At 38.6% G+C, this 22,816-nt stretch carries 22 protein-coding genes and 1 riboswitch; of the genes, 10 read left to right on the plus strand and 12 right to left on the minus strand.

Annotated elements, in window-relative coordinates; translation table 11 throughout:
• Window positions 1-241: 241 nt before the first annotated feature.
• The gene (gene mazG, locus HC176_RS12015; protein ID WP_167918621.1) at window positions 242-1,015 is read right to left on the minus strand and encodes a nucleoside triphosphate pyrophosphohydrolase; all 774 of its coding nucleotides are present in this window, start codon (window positions 1,013-1,015) and stop codon (window positions 242-244) included.
• Window positions 1,016-1,189: 174 nt separating this feature from the next.
• Here mazG and HC176_RS12020 point away from each other — a divergent pair, with 174 nt between their 5' ends.
• Window positions 1,190-1,864 (plus strand): hypothetical protein, encoded by a 675-nt coding sequence (locus tag HC176_RS12020; protein WP_167918623.1) that lies wholly within the window; start codon window positions 1,190-1,192, stop codon window positions 1,862-1,864.
• Between the two features lie 74 nt (window positions 1,865-1,938).
• Here HC176_RS12020 and HC176_RS12025 read toward each other — a convergent pair whose 3' ends face one another.
• From HC176_RS12025 to HC176_RS12040, 4 genes are all read right to left on the minus strand, one after another.
• A complete protein-coding gene (locus tag HC176_RS12025) occupies window positions 1,939-2,481 on the minus strand; it encodes a DUF4252 domain-containing protein (protein ID WP_167918625.1) in 543 nt (180 codons plus the stop codon).
• 9 nt (window positions 2,482-2,490) lie between these two features.
• Window positions 2,491-3,051 (minus strand): DUF4252 domain-containing protein, encoded by a 561-nt coding sequence (locus tag HC176_RS12030; protein WP_167918627.1) that lies wholly within the window; start codon window positions 3,049-3,051, stop codon window positions 2,491-2,493.
• An 82-nt stretch (window positions 3,052-3,133) separates the two neighbouring features.
• The gene (locus tag HC176_RS12035) at window positions 3,134-3,610 is read right to left on the minus strand and encodes a hypothetical protein (protein ID WP_167918629.1); all 477 of its coding nucleotides are present in this window, start codon (window positions 3,608-3,610) and stop codon (window positions 3,134-3,136) included.
• Window positions 3,597-4,106 (minus strand): RNA polymerase sigma factor, encoded by a 510-nt coding sequence (locus tag HC176_RS12040; protein ID WP_167918631.1) that lies wholly within the window; start codon window positions 4,104-4,106, stop codon window positions 3,597-3,599. The genes HC176_RS12035 and HC176_RS12040 overlap by 14 nt, the downstream gene beginning before the upstream one ends.
• Window positions 4,107-4,248: 142 nt before the next feature.
• Here HC176_RS12040 and HC176_RS12045 point away from each other — a divergent pair, with 142 nt between their 5' ends.
• Window positions 4,249-5,706, plus strand: a complete 1,458-nt coding sequence (locus HC176_RS12045; protein ID WP_167918633.1) for a S41 family peptidase — start codon at window positions 4,249-4,251, stop codon at window positions 5,704-5,706.
• A gap of 9 nt (window positions 5,707-5,715) precedes the next feature.
• Window positions 5,716-6,429 (plus strand): Dph6-related ATP pyrophosphatase, encoded by a 714-nt coding sequence (locus tag HC176_RS12050; protein WP_167918635.1) that lies wholly within the window; start codon window positions 5,716-5,718, stop codon window positions 6,427-6,429.
• Window positions 6,430-6,491: 62 nt separating this feature from the next.
• Here HC176_RS12050 and HC176_RS12055 read toward each other — a convergent pair whose 3' ends face one another.
• On the minus strand, window positions 6,492-8,369 hold the full coding sequence (locus tag HC176_RS12055) for a TonB-dependent receptor plug domain-containing protein (RefSeq protein WP_167918636.1): 1,878 nt from the start codon (window positions 8,367-8,369) through the stop codon (window positions 6,492-6,494).
• Between the two features lie 66 nt (window positions 8,370-8,435).
• A riboswitch (cobalamin riboswitch) is annotated at window positions 8,436-8,651 on the minus strand.
• A gap of 111 nt (window positions 8,652-8,762) precedes the next feature.
• On the opposite strand from HC176_RS12055, the gene HC176_RS12060 reads away from it, so the two are divergent.
• The 5 genes from HC176_RS12060 (at window position 8,763) to HC176_RS12080 (ending at window position 13,764) form a co-directional block, all read left to right on the plus strand.
• Window positions 8,763-9,908, plus strand: a complete 1,146-nt coding sequence (locus HC176_RS12060; RefSeq protein ID WP_167918637.1) for an ABC transporter substrate-binding protein — start codon at window positions 8,763-8,765, stop codon at window positions 9,906-9,908.
• Window positions 9,909-10,940, plus strand: a complete 1,032-nt coding sequence (locus tag HC176_RS12065; protein WP_167918638.1) for a FecCD family ABC transporter permease — start codon at window positions 9,909-9,911, stop codon at window positions 10,938-10,940. It abuts the gene before it with no gap.
• Window positions 10,940-11,734, plus strand: coding sequence for an ABC transporter ATP-binding protein (locus tag HC176_RS12070; RefSeq protein ID WP_167918639.1), 795 nt, complete (start codon window positions 10,940-10,942; stop codon window positions 11,732-11,734). Before HC176_RS12065 ends, HC176_RS12070 begins: the two co-directional genes overlap by 1 nt.
• Before the next feature lie 95 nt (window positions 11,735-11,829).
• Window positions 11,830-13,215 carry a DNA recombination protein RmuC gene (locus HC176_RS12075; RefSeq protein WP_167918640.1) on the plus strand — a complete coding sequence of 462 codons (1,386 nt, stop codon included), beginning with the start codon at window positions 11,830-11,832 and terminating at the stop codon, window positions 13,213-13,215.
• Window positions 13,216-13,227: 12 nt separating this feature from the next.
• Window positions 13,228-13,764, plus strand: coding sequence for an acyl-CoA thioesterase (locus HC176_RS12080; protein ID WP_167918641.1), 537 nt, complete (start codon window positions 13,228-13,230; stop codon window positions 13,762-13,764).
• Between the two features lie 44 nt (window positions 13,765-13,808).
• On the opposite strand, the gene carB is transcribed toward HC176_RS12080, so the two are convergent.
• Both carB and rpmH read right to left on the minus strand, forming a co-directional pair.
• Window positions 13,809-16,661 (minus strand): carbamoyl-phosphate synthase large subunit, encoded by a 2,853-nt coding sequence (gene carB, locus HC176_RS12085; RefSeq protein WP_167918642.1) that lies wholly within the window; start codon window positions 16,659-16,661, stop codon window positions 13,809-13,811.
• A gap of 114 nt (window positions 16,662-16,775) precedes the next feature.
• On the minus strand, window positions 16,776-16,937 hold the full coding sequence (gene rpmH, locus HC176_RS12090) for a 50S ribosomal protein L34 (RefSeq protein ID WP_042244185.1): 162 nt from the start codon (window positions 16,935-16,937) through the stop codon (window positions 16,776-16,778).
• A gap of 290 nt (window positions 16,938-17,227) precedes the next feature.
• Here rpmH and HC176_RS12095 point away from each other — a divergent pair, with 290 nt between their 5' ends.
• Window positions 17,228-17,803: a tetratricopeptide repeat protein gene (locus tag HC176_RS12095; RefSeq protein WP_167918643.1), complete on the plus strand. Its 576-nt coding sequence runs from the start codon at window positions 17,228-17,230 to the stop codon at window positions 17,801-17,803.
• A 56-nt stretch (window positions 17,804-17,859) separates the two neighbouring features.
• On the opposite strand, the gene cls is transcribed toward HC176_RS12095, so the two are convergent.
• Genes cls through HC176_RS12110 form a run of 3 tightly spaced genes read right to left on the minus strand, consistent with a single transcriptional unit; the run spans window position 17,860 to window position 20,939 of the window.
• Window positions 17,860-19,311, minus strand: a complete 1,452-nt coding sequence (gene cls / locus HC176_RS12100) for a cardiolipin synthase (RefSeq protein WP_167918644.1) — start codon at window positions 19,309-19,311, stop codon at window positions 17,860-17,862.
• A gap of 5 nt (window positions 19,312-19,316) precedes the next feature.
• A complete protein-coding gene (locus HC176_RS12105; protein ID WP_167918645.1) occupies window positions 19,317-20,237 on the minus strand; it encodes a lytic transglycosylase domain-containing protein in 921 nt (306 codons plus the stop codon).
• 36 nt (window positions 20,238-20,273) lie between these two features.
• Window positions 20,274-20,939: an alpha/beta hydrolase family protein gene (locus HC176_RS12110; RefSeq protein WP_167918647.1), complete on the minus strand. Its 666-nt coding sequence runs from the start codon at window positions 20,937-20,939 to the stop codon at window positions 20,274-20,276.
• Window positions 20,940-21,053: 114 nt separating this feature from the next.
• On the opposite strand from HC176_RS12110, the gene HC176_RS12115 reads away from it, so the two are divergent.
• The gene (locus tag HC176_RS12115) at window positions 21,054-21,350 is read left to right on the plus strand and encodes a GNAT family N-acetyltransferase (protein WP_167918649.1); all 297 of its coding nucleotides are present in this window, start codon (window positions 21,054-21,056) and stop codon (window positions 21,348-21,350) included.
• A gap of 73 nt (window positions 21,351-21,423) precedes the next feature.
• Here HC176_RS12115 and mtaB read toward each other — a convergent pair whose 3' ends face one another.
• Window positions 21,424-22,749, minus strand: coding sequence for a tRNA (N(6)-L-threonylcarbamoyladenosine(37)-C(2))-methylthiotransferase MtaB (gene mtaB, locus HC176_RS12120; RefSeq protein ID WP_167918651.1), 1,326 nt, complete (start codon window positions 22,747-22,749; stop codon window positions 21,424-21,426).
• Between the last annotated feature and the right edge of the window lie 67 nt (window positions 22,750-22,816).

Genomic DNA, 22,816 nt, shown 5'->3' on the forward strand with positions numbered 1-22,816 from the left:
TCGATGCCCATTAGGAACTGGGGCATTATTTTAAACCAGTTTTTGACTATATTTGAAAAAAGGGTCCGGCTTTAATCAAGCCAAACCCTCGATTTATAACTTACACACTTCTCGGGATAGTGTCTTTAAATTCGAAGGAACAGAAAATTACACGCGGATACGCCTGTATTTATAATAAGATATCGTTTTATCTCAATGGAATCCTTGTTTTTTCTGACCCCAATGGATAAACTGCTGCTAACTAAAGTTGTTTAGCTTCTTCCCAAAACACATCCATTTCGGCCAAGGTCATGTCTTTTAAAGGTTTATTCAAATTTTTAGCCTTGCCTTCTAAATATTGAAATCGTTTTGAAAATTTTTTGTTGGTACGCTCTAAGGCATTTTCTGGGTTTATATTCAAAAACCGGGCGTAGTTCACCATTGAAAATAGCACATCGCCAAACTCACTTTCAATAGCATTGACATCACCTTTTTTCACTTCGGCTTTAAATTCATTGAGCTCCTCCTCTACTTTTTCCCAAACTTGGTTGGGCTGCTCCCAATCGAAGCCCACACCAGCCACTTTTTCTTGTATCCTGTTGGCCTTTACCAATGCCGGCAAACTTCTTGGTACGCCTTCCAACACACTTTTTTTACCTTCTTTTAATTTCAGGTTTTCCCAGTTTCGTTTAACGTCGTCTTCGTTTTCAACCTTTACATCGCTGTAAATATGTGGGTGCCTGCTTATCAGTTTTTCACAAATACAGTTACACACATCGGCAATATCAAAATCTTGGGTCTCGCTACCTATTTTCGAATAGAATACAATATGAAGCAAAACGTCGCCCAACTCCTTTTTTACTTCCTCCAAATCGTTATCCAATATGGCATCGCCCAACTCGTAAGTTTCTTCAATGGTTAAATGCCTTAGGGTTTCCATGGTTTGCTTTTTGTCCCATGGGCACTGCTCTCGCAGTTCGTCCATAATGGTGAGTAATCTATCGAAGGCTTTTAGTTGTTCTGCTCTTGTGTTCATTGAAATATTTTAAATATTCCCCGTAAAAGTATAAATAACTTTTTAAAAGCACAGTTATGAAAAAACATGTAAATAAAATCAACATTAAACTTTGAAAAATAATATTTTTAACTAATTTAGAGACATAATTCTCTCATTTTAAAGATTAGTAGCAAGCCCTAAAACCTATATAAAATGAGAATCTTTTTTTTATCATTATTTTTCCAAGGAAGTTTACTTGCACAAGTTGGCATTGGGACCACCGAACCTACAGCTGCTTTAGATGTAAACGGCACACTTAGAGTTAGAGCCACAGCCAACGAAACCGACAAAGAGGTTATTAGAGATTCCATTTTGGTAATATCCCGATCTGGAAATGTAAACCGTGTTGAAAGCACCGAAATTATAGATGCCGCACTACCCACTATGGTACGGGCTTCTTTTTCTAGCAGTGGAGACATTGGGCATACCATGTCTTCCGGAAGTTGTATTTTAACATTTAATAACGAACTTTCAGACTCAAACAACGAGTTTGATACAACAACATACACATTTACCGCTAAACAGGACGGAATTTATCATATTAGCGCTCAGATGAAAATAAGCTCTTCGCTTTCTGTAAGTACAAACATAGGTTTGGGAATTTATAAAAACGGAAGCTTAGTTGCCGAGCAAAATTACGTTAATGTTCAAGTAAGTGTACTAAGCTTATTAAATGTTAACGTTTCTCCACCCATCCGTTATGTTACTACCGTTATAGATTTAAACGAAAACGACACTATCCACTTTGAAGTTACCTCATCATTAGGCTCCATAAATATAGAAGGCGCTTCTACCGAAAGTTATTGCGCCATTTATCAAATACGTTAGTTCAATTTTTAGAAAATAAAAAAGCCACCGCTAAAAAGAGATGGCCAAATTGTTCTATTATCGTTTGAGTCTTTTTACTTAAAAAAATTCATAATATTTTCCACTTGACTTTGGTTTATATTGGCATTTTGCATGGCTCTGATTAGCGTCATCATTTTTTCGGGATTCATATCATCTCCCAAAATCCTGACGATTCCAAATCCTATTTCATCGGAATTTCCAAAAACCACCACCTCTTCGGCTTCATCGTCATCCCCAATACATTTCACCTCTATTCTGTTGCCTTTATCGCTAAACTCCATCAAATCGTTGTACTTGCTTTGGTTTAAAATGGATTTCACTTTTGCGAGTTCAGTGTGGTACGATTCGGTATTGGATTCGTAAATCTTATATCCCAAAAAATTTAATTTATCCACCGAATTATAGGCTTCAGTCTGTTCTGGGGTGAATTGGGTTTTATCAACCTCAATCATTGACAACGGAAAATCTTGTGTGATAAAATTTTTGTTCTCTTGATTTTCTACGTAATACCGCTGTAAACTCACCTCGTTACCGCAACTTGACAAAAAGGCTGCGGTAAAAAAGGTGAAAATTAAATATTTAACTGCTCGTTGCATGACGGATGATTATTTGTTTTTCTCTAAGTGTTTCCCACCCGGAATATTCATTTTATCGGTGAGTTTGGATATTTCGTTCAAATCGATATCTCCAGTAAGCGATACCACAACGGTTTCAATTCTACGTTCTTTTCCGTTGATTTCTATCTTTTCTTCCATCACTTTATCAATGCCATTTACAAAGATTAAAAGCTCTTTTACGTGGTCGGCATCCTTGCCCTCCTTAACATAAAAGTTAACGTTGGTGCCATCGTCTTTTACTTCCATAAGCTCTTCTAAACTGCTGGATTTCGACTTTACCCACTTGGCAATATCGCCCGAAATGGACTGATTATCGGTGACAATAGTTTTAAAACTGGTTATGCTTTTTACCATATCCATATAAGCCTTAGCTTCGGCATCATCGGTATCGATGCCTATTTTGGCAATCATCTGGAACATTTTGGGCTTAATGTTTACGTAAGTAACATCATTATTGTCGCTATACTTTTCAAAAATATCCTTTTGTGCCAATGCGGTAAGCGGCAGTAACAAAACAGCCAATGCTATTAATACGATTCTATTTTTCATGATTCTTGTTTTTAAGTTATTTAATACGTTCTTTTTTTGATTTAAACTGAAACGATCCCGATAATTATCGGGACAGCACATGCTAGTTTTTAAAAATGATACTTGTGGTGTTTTCAATTTCGTTAAGATAATTTAAGGCCGAAGCACCTTTGTCTACTTCCTTTAAATACCCCACGGTTGAAGCACCTTGATTGAATTTTTTAGAAATCAGTTCCATTGATTTTGAAAATTCATTGAAGGCCAATTCTGGGTCTTCATAAGTCCCTAATTCATTCGTATTATTGGATGATTGATTTAGGTAAAACCCAAGCATAACAACAGCTACGGCTGCGACAGCAATCCATTTGTAATTAAATTTACGTGTAGTTTTTAATGGAATGTCTTTGGTAAACTGTTCCTGCTGGCTCACCGAAAAATACGCAAACATAGGCTTGTAATGCTCTAAATGCGGAGCAACCGTGTCGCTTAAAAAATAGTGTTTTAACACTTGCTCTTCCTTTAGGGTGGTTTCACCGTTTTCATATTTCTCAAGTAATTTTTCTATATTATTTAATACCATAATTATGTGTATTAGTCAATTTTTTCCTTATTGTTTTTCTCGCTCTCGATAGCGCCACGCGTACTGCCGTTTGGTTCATATCGAGCATTTTTGCAATCTCGTCATAATCGTATTCCTCAACATCCCTTAACTGAATAATCATCCGTTGCTGTTCGGGCAATGCCTCAATTATTCTTCCTACCCAGTTTACGCTATCGTTCAGCTCCACCTGCTTTTGCAATGCCGTTTGGTTGTCTTCGTAATTGCTGTGCACCAATTTTAGGTTTTGTGCTTGCTTCGACTTTAATTTATCAAAACAGTAATTCTTGGTCATGGTCATCGAAAAAGCCTCAACGTTTTTATACTCCTGAATCTTTTTCTTGTTGTTCCATAATTTCAAAAGCACTTCCTGCGTGGCGTCTTCGGCCTCCTCTGTCGATACCAATAGCCGTTTTGCTAAACGAAACACCTTATCTTTAAAAGGCATTACAATATTTAAAAACTCGGTCTGAGTCATTTTTGGTTTGGTTTTAAAATAGCTTGGTTTTGGCTATTTGATATTACGACGAAGCAGCTCCAATTTTGTTACAAAAGTTTTTTAATAAACAATAATGTAAGTAATTTTAGGGTTTTATAGACTACTCCATTAAAATTGTTACATGAAAAAATTTAAAGCCCTAATTCTGCTCTTCACAATATCGCTATTTACAGTGAGTTGTTTTGAGGATCATGATGATATTCCCGTTTCCACGGAAGAGATAAACGACTTTGTTTGGAAAGGCATGAACCTGTTTTACCTGTACAAAGCTGATGTGGCCAACTTGGCCAACGACCGCTTTTCGAGCGAGGCTGAGTACAACGATTACTTAAATAACTTCCAATGGCCCGAAAATTTATTTGAAAGCCTAATTTATAATCGGGAAAGCGTAGACCGTTTCAGTTGGATTGTTGACGATTACATTGCTTTAGAGCAATTTTTTGACGGTGTAGTAACCAACAATGGCATGGAATACCAATTATTCCGATTTTCATCTACAGACACCAACCGCTACGGTGTGGTAACCCATGTATTGCCCAACACCAGCGCAGAAACCCAGGGCGTTAAGCGAGGTGATATTTTTTACGGTATAGACGGCAACCAGTTAACGGCAAATAACGCTTCCCAACTTTTAAGCCTAGACAGCTACACCATAAATTTAGGAAGTTACGACACCAACGGCACTGAAGAGCTGAGCGATGATTCTATTACCCCAACTACAGAAACCATCAGCTTAAACAAAATTCAATACACCGAAAACCCTATTTTGGTAAGCGATGTTTTAAACGTAAACAGCACCAACATTGCGTATTTAATGTACAACGGTTTTACGGGCACCGAGCAGTTTAACCAAGAACTCAATAGCACTTTCGGATCCTTTAAAAATTCAGGTGCAACCGAATTGGTTTTAGATTTACGCTACAACCCAGGCGGTTCAGTTTATACCGCCATCATGCTTGGCAGTTTGGTAACCGGGCAGTTTACCGGAGAAATATTTAGCACTGAACAATGGAATGCCGAATTTCAACAAGCGTTTGAAAACGAAGACCCCGAACTGATCATTAACCGTTTTATCGACAATAATGATGGCACCCCGCTTAATAGCCTAAACCTATCTAAAGTCTATGTTTTAACAACAGGCCGAAGTGCTTCGGCCAGCGAACTCATTATTAATTCGTTGCGTCCGTATATTGAAGTGGTTCAAATAGGCACCTCCACGGCCGGTAAGTATCAAGCCTCAACCACACTTTACGACTCACCTAATTTTAGGCGCGAAGGGGTAAACCCTAACCATACTTATGCCATGCAGCCATTAATTTTTAAATCGGCTAACGTAAACGGTGTAAGCGATTATTTTGATGGTCTTTCTCCCGATATTGCCATTGGCGAACAAATTAACAATCTGGGGATTTTAGGCGATGAAAACGAACCACTTTTGGCCGAGGCTATAGCAAACATAACCGGTAGCAGCCGTGCACTAAAACAAAAAACGGAGTATTTAGAAATCACAAATGGTAGTGAAGACTTTAGACCGTTTGAAAAAGGCATGTATGTTGAAAATAGATTTCCTAACTTTTAAAAAGAACTTTTGAGTAAACACAAAACCTATTTCAACTGGAGTACGGGTAAAGATTCGGCCTTGGCACTTTACCATTTACTTCAAGACGAGAATTTTTCGGTTGATAAATTGGTTACCACAGTAAACAGTCATTATAATCGGGTATCGATGCACGGCCTACGGAATGAATTACTCGTAGCCCAGACCAACGCGATAAACATTCCCGCCAGTTTAATCGAACTGCCCGAAATGTCCAGCATGGAAGTTTACGAACAAAAAATGACCGAAACCATTTCGCAACTAAAAAATGAAGGCTTTACCCACTCGGCATTTGGCGATATTTTTTTGGAAGATTTAAAAAGCTACCGAGAAATTCAATTGAAAAAAGTAGGTATAAAAACGGTTTTTCCTATTTGGAAACGCGATACCAAAACGCTGCTAACCGAGTTTTTAGATTTGGGTTTTAAAACCATTGTGGTTTGTGCCAATTCAAAATATTTTGGCGAAGATTTTGTTGGCACGATAATCGACAAACATTTTATTGAAAATCTTCCCGAAGGAGTGGATGCCTGCGGCGAGAATGGCGAATTCCACACCTTTTGTTTCGATGGGCCTATTTTCAATAATCCTATTGAATTTACTATAGGCGAAAAAGTATACCGGGAATACGATAACCCCAATACGGACGATTCCATCTGCAAATCTGAAAAATATGGGGTTTGGTATTGCGATTTGGTTCCATAAAAAATGCCTCCAAAAAGCGGAGGCATTTAAAATAAGTGGTTAAGACTGGAGAAAATATTGATCTATAAATTGATGTTCAAACCTAAGTTTACATTCCGTCCTTTAGTGGTGTATCCTAAAACCTCAAAATAATCTTCATTAAATAAATTGGTTACACTAGCAAAAAGCTTCACTTTATTGTCTAATAACTTCTGACTGAAATACAAATCCAATAAAGAATAGCTACTCAATTCTTCATTCATAAAGGTTGAAAAATTGGTATCGGTTCTACTTCCCACAAACTGATAGTTTATAGAAGCATAGCTGTTTTTACAAAAATGATAACCAAGCCCCGCATTCACCTTATGCTTAGGCACGCGTAAACGAATGCCGTTCTTTAATTCGGTAAAGGTATAATTGGCGCTAAACTGTAAGTTTTCAATAATCTCAATTTCTGCTTCAGCTTCAAACCCATGAACCGTAGCATCCGAGGTTGCGTTTTCATACCCTGTGGTATAAATAATAGTATTTTCTTCGTTTCTGTTGAAATATAATCCGCTTAAACGGATTCCGTTTTTGGTATTGAACTCCAAACCACCTTCAATGGTTTTGTTTTCTTCGGGCTCCAAATCTGGATTGGCGCCATAATAACCAAATAATTGCGATAAATTGGGCGCAATAAACGAGGTAGCATACGAACCAAAAACCTTAGCGTAACCTTCGTTTAACGCTATGCTGTATGATGGATTTGCACTATACACTAAATGCGAACCGTACTCGCTGTGGTTGTTTAAACGCCCACCAAGATTAACATTCAAACCGAAATCGGATACATAAACCACATTCAAATACGGATCGGTATTACTAAAACTTTCTTCGTTGGCAAACAAACTATTGTATTTGCCATAGTTTAAACCAACCACGGTATGGAACTGCCCATTAAAAACATATTTATGAAAGGCATCAACCAAATAGGTTTCGCCTTCATTTTCTGAAGTAGAGCCAGACCCAGAAATAGTTTTACGGTCAATTTTGGTATATGCCGCATTTACCTGAAAACTTCCGTTTTCGTAACTGAATTTTGGCGACACCCCTACCCGTTTTTGTTTCGACACATATTGGTCGTCTGTATCGGCCAAAGTATAAGTTGGCGCCGGAAAACCATCAATATCGGTCTTTAAATTATCATAGCTTGCAAAAGCGCTTATTTCAAAAGCATCATTAAATTCGTAACCCAATTTTAAACGGGTATTATAACGCGAAAATGGGTCTTTTTCGGGGTTTTCAGATTTTGCTGCCGAAAGCCCATCTACATATTTATTTCCGAAACTGGCTACGTAACTCAATTTATTTAAACTGCCGTTTATTGTGGCACTGTTAGTAAAGTTGGCGCCATTATAATTCTGGTCGTCCTGACTTTGATTGGTCCCCACTACAGTTAAAAAGCTTCCTGAAACCGCATTTTTCGATGCCTTTTTAGTTGTTATGTTAATTACAGCCGTGGCCGCTGCGTTGCCGTAAAGCGTACTGGCCGAACCTTTTATAATTTCAACACTTTCAACCGTGTTTAAATCCAATAAACGTAAATCGAAGTCGTTGGCCACCAGCGAGGGGTCGTTTACTTGCACCCCATCAATCAACACCAACACTTGGCGATTGTTTCCGCCGCGAATGTAATTTCCTAAATTCTGCCCCTCAACACTTCGGCTGCCGTTAATTTCAATCCCACTTTTTGTATTGATCAATTCGGCCAACGAACGGCCTTGGTGGCGCTCAATTTCTTCTTTTGAAATTTTAATCACCGTTTTACCCGAATGCTCACGTTTCAATTCAAAGCGCGAATCGGCAACAACCACCTCATCCAATTGTTGCAATGTTGTGGTTTGCGCCTGTTGTTGGGCAAAACCAAATGCAGATATACCAAAACACAGTACACCTAAAACTCTTGTTTTTTTGTTCATTTTAAATAAAAAATTACTCGGAATCGCATGGATTTCATACGCAAACTTTTATCCCGAAAGTTCAACTTATTGTTTTGAAAATTGGCAGGTCTCCTGACTTGTTTTATGCTAATTAACCTTCCCAGCTAAAAGCCAGTGGTTTTGAAGTAAATAGCATCCTCTTATGAGGTGCCGAAACGAGTTCGGCATAAACTTACAGTTGCGGGAACAGTTCTGGAATTGACTTTAACAGTCGCACCAGATTCCCTTTTAATTGGCAAAGCCATCCCGAAAAATTATTTTTCTTTGTGGCGTAGCCAAACCAAAATTCGGCGCAAAAGTAAACATTACCTTTTTAATCTTTACCCTAAAACTGGAAATAATATTACTTTTGAACCGACAAAAAATCCAATTTTGAAAAACTTCCTCCCCATATTTTTCATTTTATTAATCGTTTCATGCAAGAATGAAGTCTCAAAAACATCCGTTAAAACGGAATCAGGAAAGACCTTAACCATTGAGTACGCAAAAGGGTTCTCGGTGGAAACGTTTAAAACCCACAAAATCCTAACTATTGAAAAGCCATGGCCAGAGGCCGAAAAAAGTTACCGGTTTGCTTTATTGAAATCTGGCCATGACACCAGTTTTGGAGCTTTGGAAAAATCGCAATTTGATGGTATGATCAAGCTTCCTATTGAAAACATTGTCGTGACTTCTACCACCCATCTTCCCGCATTGGAATTGTTGGATGAAACTGAAACCCTAACTGGTTTCCCTGGAGTGGATTATATTTCTTCTGAAAAAATTAGGGAGCGTATCGAACAGAAAAAAATCAGGGAGCTGGGCAAAAACGAGGGCATCAATACTGAAGTGTTGTTGGAATTAAACCCTGATGTTGTGGTTGGTTTTGGCATTGACGGCAACAACCGTTCGTTAGAAACCATAAAAAAATCGGGCATTCCCGTAATTTTTAATGGCGATTGGGTGGAAGAATCACCCCTCGCAAAAGCCGAATGGATTAAGTTTTTCGGGGCACTTTTCAATAAAGAAAAGCAAGCCGACTCTATTTTCAAACAGATTGAAAATAATTATTTAGAAGCCAAAACACTGGCCAAAAATATAGAAAACAAGCCCACCGTTTTGGCTGGTGCCATGCACAGTGATGTTTGGTATCTGCCCAACGGCACCAGTACCGAAGCGCAACTTTTTGAAGATGCCGGACTGAATTACCTGTGGAAAGATTCCAAAGGCACGGGAAGTTTAAAACTTAATTTTGAATCGGTTTTCGTAAAAGCCAAAAATGCTAATATTTGGTTAAACCCGTCTAATTACACCAGTTTACAAACCTTAAAAAACGGCAGTGAGCAACACAGTATGTTTTCAGCCTATAAAAACAAAAATATATTTACCGTAACCAACACCACGGGCGAAACGGGCGGAGTTACCTATTTTGAACTCGGTTTAACCCGCCCCGATTTGGTGCTGAAAGATTTAATAAAAATCGGTCACCCCGAACTATTGCCCAACCACAACTTATTCTTTTTTAAAAAATTGCCATAATTGCCTAACCCAACAACATATCGACTTTCTTTTTTAGTATTAATACTATTGCTTTTGGTATGCTTTTTTGCGAACATCAGTTTGGGATCGGTATCCATACCGTTTAAGGATATTTTCAATAGCCTAATAGGCAGCCCCACCGAAAAGGAAAGTTGGCAACATATTGTTATAAATTATCGGTTACCCAAAGCCATTACTGCCATTGTAGTGGGGTCTGGTTTGGGCATTTCAGGCCTGTTGATGCAAACGCTTTTTAGAAACCCTTTGGCGGGCCCTTTTGTATTGGGCATTAGCTCGGGAGCCAGTTTAGGTGTAGCCTTGGTCATTCTGGGCTATAGCATTTTTGGTGGTATTTTCGCCACGCTTTTTGTATCAAAATGGGGCATTGTCATCGCAGCTAGTATGGGCAGTTTTTTGGTGCTTTTGGCGGTTATGGCGGTTTCCATAAAAATAAGGGACACTATGGCTATTTTAATCATCGGACTCATGTTTGCCAGTATAACCGCCGCTATTGTTAGTATGCTTTCGTATTTTGGATCGGCCGAACAATTGCAACAGTACATTTTTTGGGGTTTTGGCAGCTTGGGCAATTTATCATGGGAAGATTTATTTATACTTTTCCTCATTTTCGGCGTGGGCATTCTACTGAGTATCACCTCAATAAAATCACTCAACTCGTTGCTTTTAGGTGAAAACTACGCAAAAAGTCTCGGCCTGAACATCAAAAAAAGTAGATTGCTCATTATCATAGCCACCAGTCTTTTGGCCGGAACAATTACAGCATTTACGGGCCCTATCGCTTTTATCGGGTTGGCTATTCCGCATATTACCCGGCAAGTTTTTAATACCGCCAACCATAAAATTTTGTTGCCGGCCGTATTTTTGTTCGGTGCTATTGTCATGTTGGTTTGCGATAGCATTGCCCAATTGCCAGGCAGCGACTTTACTCTGCCCATTAATGCGATAACAGCACTTGTTGGTGCTCCCGTGGTCATTTGGCTATTGACCCGAAAACGAAAAATGGTGTTTTAATGATAAACCAACCACAACATAGCATCCTAAAAACCGAAAACCTTTCTGTGGGCTACAGCTCAAAAAAAGTTAAACAGGTTATTGCTTCAAACATCAATATTGAATTAAAACACGGTGAATTGGTGGGCTTAATTGGTGCTAACGGTATTGGAAAATCTACGCTTTTAAGAACCATTACCAACGTTCAAAATCCACTAAGCGGTTCAATTCTCCTCAATCAAAAAGAGATTCACCAATATCACAGCTTCGATTTGGCCAAAGTAATGAGTTTGGTGCTTACCGAACCCATAGCCTCAAAAAATTTATCGGTTTTCGAGGTGGTGGCCTTAGGCCGACAACCCTACACCAATTGGATTGGAAACTTATCTCAATCAGATTTGCATCAAATTGAAAACGCACTAAAGCAAACTAACATTGAAGATTTAAAACATAAAAAATGTTACGAACTGAGTGATGGCCAGTTGCAAAAAGTGATGATTGCCCGCGCCTTGGCACAAGACACCGATTTGATTGTACTCGACGAGCCAACCACACATCTTGACATGTACCACAAAGCCTATATTTTAAAACTCCTCCAAAAATTGGCAAAAGATACTGGTAAAACCATTTTATTTTCGTCGCACGAAATCGATTTGGCTATTCAGTTGTGCGATACTTTGATTGTTATGACCAACAATAATGTGGTTTCTGGGCAACCCTGCCAACTTATCCAGGCGAATGTTTTTGAGAATCTGTTTCCGAAAGATTTAATTGCTTTTGATGAAAAAACGGGAACATTTCGGGTGAAAAAATAAAGAATTCCAAAAACCAATTGTCTGGGCCAAATCTGCACGCGCCCCGTTTCAAACTTCTGCCCAAAACGTTTATCTTTGGTATTATTTTTTCCAAAATGAACGACAACCTTATCCTTTTTCTAGCCATTATAATTGCCGCCGCCATCGGTGTGTTTTTGGGCATGTTTATCAATAAGCTCAAATCCCAAAACGAAAAAAGTGCCTTGACCGAACGCAACAGCAACCTAGAACAGCAAATTCGGGAACAGAAGCAGCTTTCGGAAATAGAGTTGAATAGGCAAAGCGAAAACTACAACAAACAAATACAGGATTTAAAGGAAACCATTGTTAAAGTTGAAAATGAGCGTGAGGCCATCCGCAGGGAAAAGGATTTATTGAATTCTGAATTGGCCAGACGCAATGCCGATTTTGAAAACCTTCAAATAAAAAATCGAGAGCAAAAAGCAGAAGTTGAGCAGTTGCAGGAAAAATTCACCAAAGAATTCGAAAACTTGGCCAATAAAATTTTGGATGAGAAATCGAATAAATTCACCGAACAGAACAAAGAGAATATTAAAAACATACTCAATCCGCTTCAAGAAAAAATAAAGACTTTTGAAGAGAAAGTCGATTTAACCCAAAAAGAAAGCATCAGTATGCATTCGGCCTTAAAGGAACAATTACTAGGGCTAAAAGACCTCAACCAACAAATGACGAAAGAGGCCACCAACCTAACGCGTGCTTTGAAAGGCGACAGCAAAATGCAAGGTAATTGGGGCGAATTGGTACTGGAACGTGTTTTGGAAAAATCGGGATTGGAAAAAGACCGCGAGTATTTTGTACAACAAAGTTTTACTTTAGAAAACGGTTCGCGTTTACTACCCGATGTGGTGCTCCACCTTCCCGACGGCAAAAAAATGGTAATCGACAGCAAAGTTTCGCTTACTGATTATGAACGTTTGGTAAATGCAGAAGATGATGATAAACCACTTTTTTTAAAGGCACACGTTAATTCGGTAAAAAAGCACGTAGATCAACTTTCACAGAAAAATTACCAAGATTTATATGATATTGAATCTCCCGATTTTGTACTGATGTTTATCCCTATCGAGCCAGCTTTTGCCGTTGTAGTTAACGAAGACACTACCATTTACAACAAAGCCTTCGAGAAAAATATTGTTATTGTTACTCCATCCACTCTTTTGGCTACTTTACGTACCATCGACACGATGTGGAATAATGAGAAACAGCAACGCAACGCCATGGAAATTGCCCGACAGGCGGGCGCACTTTACGATAAATTTGAAGGCTTAGTAAGCGACTTAACCGGAGTTGGTAAAAAAATCGATGCCGCCAAGAGCGATTACTCGGCTGCTATGAATAAGCTTGTTGAAGGCCGTGGTAACCTTGTAAAAAGTGTAGAAAAATTGAAAAAAATGGGGGCGAAAGCTAAAAAATCGCTTCCCGAAGCTATTATAAAACGATCTCAAGACGACGAATAAACTTTTTAAACCATGTTTAAACACGCCAAAGAATCTCAAATTACCATCACCGAACTCATGCTACCCTCACATTCCAATTTCAGCGGAAAAATACACGGTGGCCATATTTTAAATTTAATGGACCAAATTGCTTTTGCTTGTGCCTCCAAACACTCTCGGCACTATTGCGTAACGGCATCGGTAAACCGAGTAGATTTTTTAAATCCCATTGAAGTTGGCGAACTGCTAACCCTCAAAGCTTCAATTAATTATACGGGGCGGACTTCTATGGTTGTTGGCTTAAGGGTAGAATCAGAAAACATCCAAACAGGGGAAATAAAGCACTGCAACTCATCTTATTTTACCATGGTCGCTAAAGACCAAAATGGAAAAAACGTACCCGTTCCCGGCTTAATTTTAGACGATGTACAAAGTGTGCGCCGCTTTGCCAGAAGTATCGCCAGACAGCAACAGGCCAAAACGCGAACAACACAATTTAAATCTTCTGAATTTAAAATAGAAGAGCATTTAGAGCTTATTAAAAAACAAAATGCGAAAGTAGAGTTATAAAAAAAAGCCGCTAAAAAGCGGCTTTTCATTGTTATAAATTTACATTATTTACTCAAGTACATTTTTCGTCTAGAGTACAATTCGTAAAACTCATCATCCTTTAAGCTATCAATAAACAAGATGCTCTCTCCGGTACTCTTCATCTCTGGCCCTAATGTTTTATCTACATTCGGGAATTTGTTGAAAGAGAATACAGGCTGTTTTATGGCGTAACCATCTAATTTCGGATTAAAGTTAAAATCTTTAACTTTTTTATCGCCCAACATCAATTTAGTAGCGTAGTTTACGTAAGGCTCTCCGTATGCTTTAGCAATAAACGGCACCGTTCTCGATGCTCTTGGGTTGGCCTCGATAATATAAACCGTATCGTCTTTTACAGCAAACTGAATGTTAATCAAACCAACCGTGTTAAGTGCCAAGGCAATCTTTTTGGTATGGTCTTTTATTTGCTGCATTACAAATTCACCCAAATTAAATGGTGGCAAAGTAGAGTTACTATCGCCCGAGTGCACACCACAAGGCTCAATATGCTCCATGATACCGATGATGTAAACATCTTCGCCATCACAAATGGCATCGGCTTCGGCTTCAATTGCTCCTTCCAAATAGTGGTCTAACAACAGTTTGTTGTTCGGAATGCTTTGTAGCAAACTCACCACGTGTTTTTCCAGTTCCTTTTCGTTGATTACAATTTTCATGCCTTGCCCACCCAATACATAAGATGGTCTTACCAAGATTGGGAAATCCAATTCCTTGGCCACAGCCAACGCTTCATCAGCTGTTTCGGCAGTATCAAATTTCGGGTAAGGAATATTGTTCTCTTTTAACAAAGTAGAGAAGCTTCCACGGTCTTCAGCCAAATCTAACGATTTGTAGCTCGTTCCTATAATCTTTATACCGTAGCGATCTAGTTTCTCAGCAAGCTTTAATGCGGTTTGTCCACCAAGCTGAACAATAACACCTTCTGGTTTTTCGTGCTTGATAATATCGTAAATGTGCTCCCAGAAAACTGGTTCGAAATACAGTTTATCTGCGGTATCAAAATCGGTCGACACCGTTTCTGGGTTACAGTTAATCATGATGGTTTCGTAACCACATTCTTTAGCCGCATAAACCCCGTGAACACAGCAGTAATCGAACTCAATACCTTGTCCAATTCGGTTTGGACCTGAACCTAAAACGATAATTTTCTTCTTATCGGTTACCACACTTTCGTTGTGTGCATATCGGTCGCTATCGGCCGTTTCCATATCACTTTCAAAGGTTGAATAGTAGTATGGTGTTTTGGCTTCAAATTCTGCCGCACAAGTATCAACCAACTTGTAAACTCGGTTGATGCCCAATTCTTCTCTTTTATTGTAAACTTGGCTTTCCAAGCACCCTAACATGTGGGCTATCTGTCTGTCACCATAGCCTTTTTGTTTGGCCTCTAGCAATAATTCTTTTTCAATTGTATCGATATTGAAAGTCGAAATTTCTTTTTCAAGGAAATACAACTCTTCATATTGCTTTAAGAACCACATGTCTATCTTGGTAATCTCGTATATTCTGCTTAACGGAATACCCATTTTTATGGCATCGTAAATAATGAATACGCGGTCCCAAGAGGCATGGGTTAATTTTTCTATAATCTGATCGTAATTGGTATTCTCTTTACCGTCGGCACCTAAACCGTTACGCTTAATCTCCAATGATTGCGTGGCTTTGTGAAGTGCTTCTTGGAATGAACGCCCAATACCCATTACCTCACCAACGGCTTTCATTTGAAGCCCTAAAGTACGGTCTGAACCTTCAAATTTATCGAAGTTCCATCGTGGTATTTTTACAATTACGTAATCTAAAGTAGGCTCGAACAATGCCGAAGTCGATTTTGTAATCTGGTTATTCAATTCATCCAAGTGGTAGCCCAAGGCCAATTTGGCAGCAATTTTCGCAATTGGGTAACCCGTAGCTTTACTAGCCAATGCAGAAGAACGCGATACACGTGGGTTGATTTCAATGGCGATAATATCTTCATTTTCATCTGGAGAAACCGCAAACTGCACGTTACACCCTCCGGCAAAATCACCAATACTGCGCATCATATGTATGGCCATATCTCGCATACGTTGGTAAGTTCTGTCACTAAGAGTCATCGCTGGCGCTACGGTAATGGAATCTCCGGTATGGATTCCCATTGGATCCATATTTTCGATAGAACAGATAATAACCACGTTATCGTTCGAGTCTCTTAACAACTCCAGCTCATATTCTTTCCAGCCCAACAAGGCCTTATCGATCATCACCTCGTGGATAGGTGAAATTTCCAGACCGTTACGTAATAATTTATCGAAATCTTTTTCGTCATAAACAATAGATGCTCCAGCTCCTCCAAGAGTAAACGAAGAACGGATACACAACGGAAAACCAAACTCTTGTGCAATTTCCTTTCCTTTAAGGAATGAAGTTGCCGTGGCCTGAGGCGCCATAGGCACACCAATTTTGGTCATTAAATCTCTAAATTGCTCGCGGTCTTCGGTAATGTTTATGGCATCAATATCAACACCTATAATTTCAACTCCAAAATCTTCCCAAATTCCTTTTTCATCAGCCTCAATACAAAGGTTTAAGGCTGTTTGCCCTCCCATGGTTGGTAAAACGGCGTCAATTTGTGGGTGTTCCTTTAAAATCTTAATTATCGATTTGGTGTTCAACGGAAGCAAGTACACATGATCGGCCATAGATGGGTCGGTCATGATCGTAGCCGGGTTGGAGTTGATCAAAATAGTTTCAATTCCATCCTCTCTTAACGACCTAAGTGCCTGAGACCCTGAATAGTCAAATTCGCATGCTTGCCCAATGACGATGGGCCCCGAACCAATAATTAAAATAGATTTTAGTTTTTCGTTTTTCGGCATTTTCTTCTGGTTATATATTGAATTTTAATTCGTTGCAAAAATAATGATACTTAGATATAAAAAAAGGCGTTACACTTAAGTAACACCTTTTTAATTATGAACAATTGTTAATCATTATTTCTTATGTCTAGTTTCAGATGACACAGATAATCTTTTTCTACCTTTAGCTCTTCTACGCGCTAATACCTTTCTGCCGTTAGCAGAAGCCATTCTTTCTCTAAAACCGTGCTTGTTTCTTCTTTTTCTTTTAGAAGGCTGAAATGTTCTTTTACTCATTATCTTGTGTCTTTAAAATCTGAATAGTAATTTTTAATCTTAGGCTTCCTTAAAAACCGAGGGCAAATATACGAACCCTTTACAACTTTGCAAACCTTTTTTAAAAATATTCTTGAAAATATTTTCAGCCACCGCTGGCACACTATAACACTAGTATTTAACAGTATCCAGCCCTTTTTTTAGCTACAGCACATACGCTTTTTTTCATAAAATTTTAGTTTCTTTGCAGTCTTAAACCACGAATTGAAGTTCCTTTTTAAAGGAAACCAAACCTAAAACTGTTTAAAAACATGTTCAATAAAAATATAAAACTTGTTATTGCCGTTGCCATTATAGCTTATGCCGTTTACCAATTTACCGAAGGCTATATTGGCAACGGAATCATGCTCATTCTGCTATCGCTCATTTTTGTGTTCCTTTATTTTAAGAATGAATTTATTTTACTGGCCTTTTTAAAACTACGAAAACAAGATTTTGATGGTGCCAAAAAATGGTTGGACAAAATCAAAAATCCAGAATCGGCCTTGGTGAAAAAGCAACAGGGTTATTACAATTATTTACACGGACTAATGGTTTCACAAACCAACATGAACGAAGCCGAAAAATATTTCAAAAAAGCCCTTTCGCTTGGGTTGTCTATGGACCACGATTTAGCCATGGCAAAATTGAACTTGGCAGGCATTGCTTTTTCTAAACGAAGAAAACAGGAAGCCCAAAAATTGCTTACCGAAGCCCAAAAATTGGACAAGCAAGGTATGCTTACCGAACAAATTAAAATGATGAAACAAAATATGAAACGTGCCCAAATGCCCAACCAACATTACGGGGCAGGCGGATCGTTAAGAGCCCAAAAAAGAAGAGGATAAAATTTATTTAGAAAAATTCATCTTAAAAAAACTCGAAGCTAACACTTCGAGTTTTTTTATATTAAAGGTGACCACAATCTGCAATAGGATTCTTTAAGTTTGGAAACTTTTGGGCGGTTTCCCCATCGTTCTGGATCAATTGCTTCGCTGTTTTTCAAATCTTCAATAAATTGCTTTTTCAACATTTTACTTTTTTCTTCGTTGTAAATAAAGGCATTGACCTCAAAATTGATATTGAAACTGCGGTAATCCATATTTGAGGTGCCTATGGTTGAAAAAATGTCATCAACCACCATAGTCTTAGCGTGTACAAATCCTTTGGTATATCGATACACCTCCACCCCCGCATCCAATAAATGCTCTAAATACGAATTGGTGGCATGCTTAACCACCCAAGAATCTGATTCTTTCGGGATAATCAATTTCACATCCACCCCACTTTTTGATGCCACTTGCAAAGCCATAATCATTTGGTCGTTGGGCACAAAATATGGCGTTGTAATATATACGTAATCTTCGGCCGTTGTAATGGCTGTAAAAATAGCCTCCATAATGTACGCCCAATCGGTATCGGGGCCACTGGCCGCAATCTGAACCGCAACATTGCCCTCGCAGTCTATCTTCGGAAAATAAGAACTTGAAATTTTCAGCTTTTGATCTGAAACAAAGTGCCAAGTGGTAAAAAAGCTTATTTGCAAAGAGTTTACGGCTTCACCAACCAACCTTAAATGCGTATCGCGCCAAAAACTGTGGTTGTATTCGTTTACGTACTCATCGGCAATATTAACGCCGCCCACGTAAGCCACCTCGCCATCTATTACCGCTATTTTTCTGTGGTTACGGTAATTCATTTTGCCCGTAAACTTTGAAAACAACACTGGCATAAACGGGAAATGCTCTATTTCACACTCTTTTAAACGCTTTTTAGAGCGCGACGATAACTTACTCCCTACATCATCATAAGCCAATCTTACCTTTACGCCTTCAGATGCTTTTTCACATAAAACATCTAAAAGCTTGTTCCATATTTGCCCTTCCCGGATTACGTAATATTCTAAGTGGATGTGATTTTTCGCCGCTTGAAGATCCTTCAGCAAATGCTTAAATTTTTCATCACCATTCACCAACAAATCAACATCATTGCAAAGCGTTAACGGTGAACTTTTATTGTCGTAAAGCAGCTTTACCAACTTTACCTTGCCTTCAAGATAGTCGTCTACTTTTTGTATTTCCTCACTATCCAACTCCAATTCATCATTGATGGCTTTTATGGTGCTTTGGTTAAGAACATGTTTCCGGCTGAAAATTTTGTTCTTTCTGTATTCCTGTCCGAACAGGTAATAAATAAGTATGCCCAAAAAAGGAAAAAAAACCAAAACAATAATATAGGAAACTGTTTTGGTTGGGTTGATATTTTTGAGCACAACAGTGATAACAGCCGAGATGGCTATTATATAATTGAGGATAATTAAAATTACCCACGAATGCTCTTGTATAAAGTCTATCACTAAAGTTAGTTATAATATCCTTTTTCTGGTATATCGATAAAATATTGTTTTCTGGACCTATTATTTAAGTGCGGTTGGCGCAGCCAAGGGTTGTGTATTTTCAATAATTTATAATTGATGCCAAACTGCTCTGCGAACTTAGTAAAATCGGTTACTGCCGTATCTACTTCTACCTGGTAAGTGGGCACCTGTTTATACAAGTCCTTTTCCCTAAAATTAAAACCGTATTTGGTTGGGTTGGACAAAATCTCTTTTAGCGCGACAATTCTAAAAACATATCGGCCAGTTTCCTCTCCCAAAAGTAAATCGTAGTAGTCGTTTACATTTTGTTCTCTCAAACGTCTTGAAACACCAGCATTACCAGCGTTGTAAGCCGCAGCTGCCAGGGTCCACGAGCCCAAATCTTCCTTAGCTTTTAAAAGGTATTTACAGGCCACTTCTGTAGCTTTTTCCAAATGGTAGCGCTCATCAACGTTACTGTTTACTTCCAGTCCGTTTTCACGCCCAGTGGCTGGCATAATTTGCCACATTCCACGCGCCCCTGCTGGAGAAACCGCGTTGGTTAAACCACTTTCAATCACGGCCAAATATTTAAAATCGTCGGGCACACCGTGTTTAGCCAAAATAGGTTCAATTAGCGGAAAGTATTTTTTAGCCCGCTTAAACATGAGCAGACCGTTGGACTGCCAATAGGTGTTCACCAAAAGTTCCCTATCAATCCGTTCTAAAATATCTGGATTTTCAATAGGCACCGGTTCTCCCGCAAAATTTAAATCTTCAGGGATTTGAAGTGCATAAACGTTGTAATCGTTAATTAATTTTTTTTCAAAATTTTCATCAGTTGGCGCGTCTTGCAAAGCATAAACAAACAGTGCGCATAAACTTAATAATCCCACTAACGCCAAGGCTTTCTGTACAATCTTCATCTTTAAAAAGTTTTTGATAAAATTAAGAAAATTAACCTACTGCCCTAATATAATTTTAGGTAAATTTTCGTTAAACCATTTGTATTTATTTATTATAATAATGTGGGTTCCGCCTTTAATAACCATGCAATTCTTGATGTATTTTATGGGGAATACCGGGTCTTTATCACCATGAATGTGAACAATGTCTTTTCTTGGTTGTTTTTGCTCCCAACACACCATATTTTTTATGGCCCAACTTAAATATTTAGGATCGTTAACCGACAGGTATTTTTTATACAACTCTAAACGCTTTGCCATGGTTTTACCGAAGGCGTACTTTTCAAAAACGTCTATTTTACTCGCTAATTGTGTGGGCACTATTTTGTAGGCCCCAGTAGTTTTGGCCAGCAGCATTCGTTTTGGTAGCTCAAATACGCTTTTAACGCTAGAAACAATAATTAGCTTTCTGGCTTTTACATACTTATCCATTTGCTGAACCAACACCCCACCAAAAGACACTCCAACCAAGACCACATCTGCATGCTTTATTTTTTTGGACATACGCAGGGCATAATCATTAAGCTCCTCATTATCAAGTGGTATATCCCATTCTAAAAAATGCATTTTGAATTGGGTTTCGGGCAATTTTATGTACTCAAAAATTTTAGGACTGGCGGCCATTCCAGGCATAAAATAAACATGTATTAGCTCTTGACTCATAGGACATTATGCGCTTAAACGCTTTATTCTTAGCTTTTTTTTGCGTACTTTTGCACAAAGTTATACAAATAGTATCCACTATTTTACATTCCTTATAAATTAAAATATATTATCATGGTTGAAGCTGCAGAATTAATTGACAATGAGTTCTTGCGTCAATTTGAAATTAAAGTTGACGGACAATTGGCAAAAATTGAATACTCATCTCAAGAACGAAAGATCTTTTTAACCAAGCTAGTTATCCCCGAAAACGTTAAAGACGAGAATTTTAAAAAGGACTTTTTAGCTCTTGTTTTTGACCACATTGCCGACCGCAATTTAAGCATTGTGCCAACCAGCCCAGAAATCGCAAAGTTTGTACGAAGCAACAGAAAATACAAGCGCATGCTTCCGGTTGGGGTAAGAATTTAAGTGGTATTTACGCCATCAAAAAAGCCGAAATTCTCTAATGGATTTCGGCTTTTTTGATACTGAAATGTTTAATTTAAGACACCATTTGGTTTACAAACTGAAACCGCACCAAACCATCTGCATCAATTTCGCTTAACTCTACCTCATGCAAGGTGTTCACCAGTTCCGGATTCCATGGGGTTTTCACTTTCACGTAGTTTTCAGTAAAACCATTAATATAACCTTCTTTGTTTTCGCTTTCAAACAGTACCGTTCTGATAGTTCCTATTTGGCTCTCATAAAACGCACGGCGCTTTTTTACCGATAGCCCACGTAACATTTTGCTACGCTTACTTCTTACATTTTTAGGCACTACACCATCCATTTCGGCTGCTTCGGTATTGTCGCGTTCAGAATAAGTAAACACATGTAAATATGAAATATCCAATTCATTTAAAAAATTATACGTTTCCAAAAAGTGCTCATCAGTTTCACCCGGGAAACCAACAATAACGTCCACACCAATACAGGCATGCGGCATCACTTCTTTAATTTTCGAAACGCGGTCTACATAAAGTTCACGCATATAGCGGCGCTTCATTTTCTTTAAAATGTCATTACTGCCCGATTGCAATGGCACATGGAAATGCGGTACAAAGGCCCGTGATTTCGACACCAAATCAATCGTGTCGTTTTTCAATAAATTAGGCTCGATGGACGAAATTCGCAAACGCTCAATACCTTCTACTTTATCCAGTTCAGTCACCAAATCCAAAAACGTATGTTCATGCTTTTTATTACCGAATTCGCCTTTTCCATAATCTCCAATATTTACGCCGGTAAGCACAATTTCCTTGATGTTTTGTGCTGAAATTTCCTTGGCGTTTTTTAACACATTTTCCATAGTATCGCTTCGGGAAATACCGCGCGCCAACGGAATGGTACAATAAGTACACTTATAATCACAGCCATCCTGAACCTTTAAAAAAGCACGGGTACGGTCGCCAATGGAATAACTGCCCACGTAGAAATCGGCTTCCTCAATTTCGCACGAATGCACTTCGCCAAAATCATTTTTGGAAAGATCATTTAAATAATCGGTTATTTTGAACTTTTCAGTAGCCCCCAAAACCAAATCAACGCCCTCTACATCGGCCAACTCTTGGGGTTTAAGTTGGGCATAACAGCCCACAGCAGCCACAAATGCTTCGGGGTTTACTTTCTGGGCCTGTTTTACTATGGTTTTAAAACGCTTATCGGCATTTTCGGTAACAGAGCAGGTATTAATCACATAAATATCTGCCTTTTCAGAAAAATCTACCCGATCAAAACCTTCATCGTTAAAACTTCTGGCAATGGTAGAGGTTTCCGAAAAATTCAGTTTGCACCCCAAAGTATAAAACGCCACCTTTTTGTCCATAAAACCTTTTGCTGTCCTGCCTCCCTTTGCGGGATTGCTACAGAATCATTTTAATATTTATCTTTAC

Source organism: Tamlana crocina (assembly GCF_012037625.1).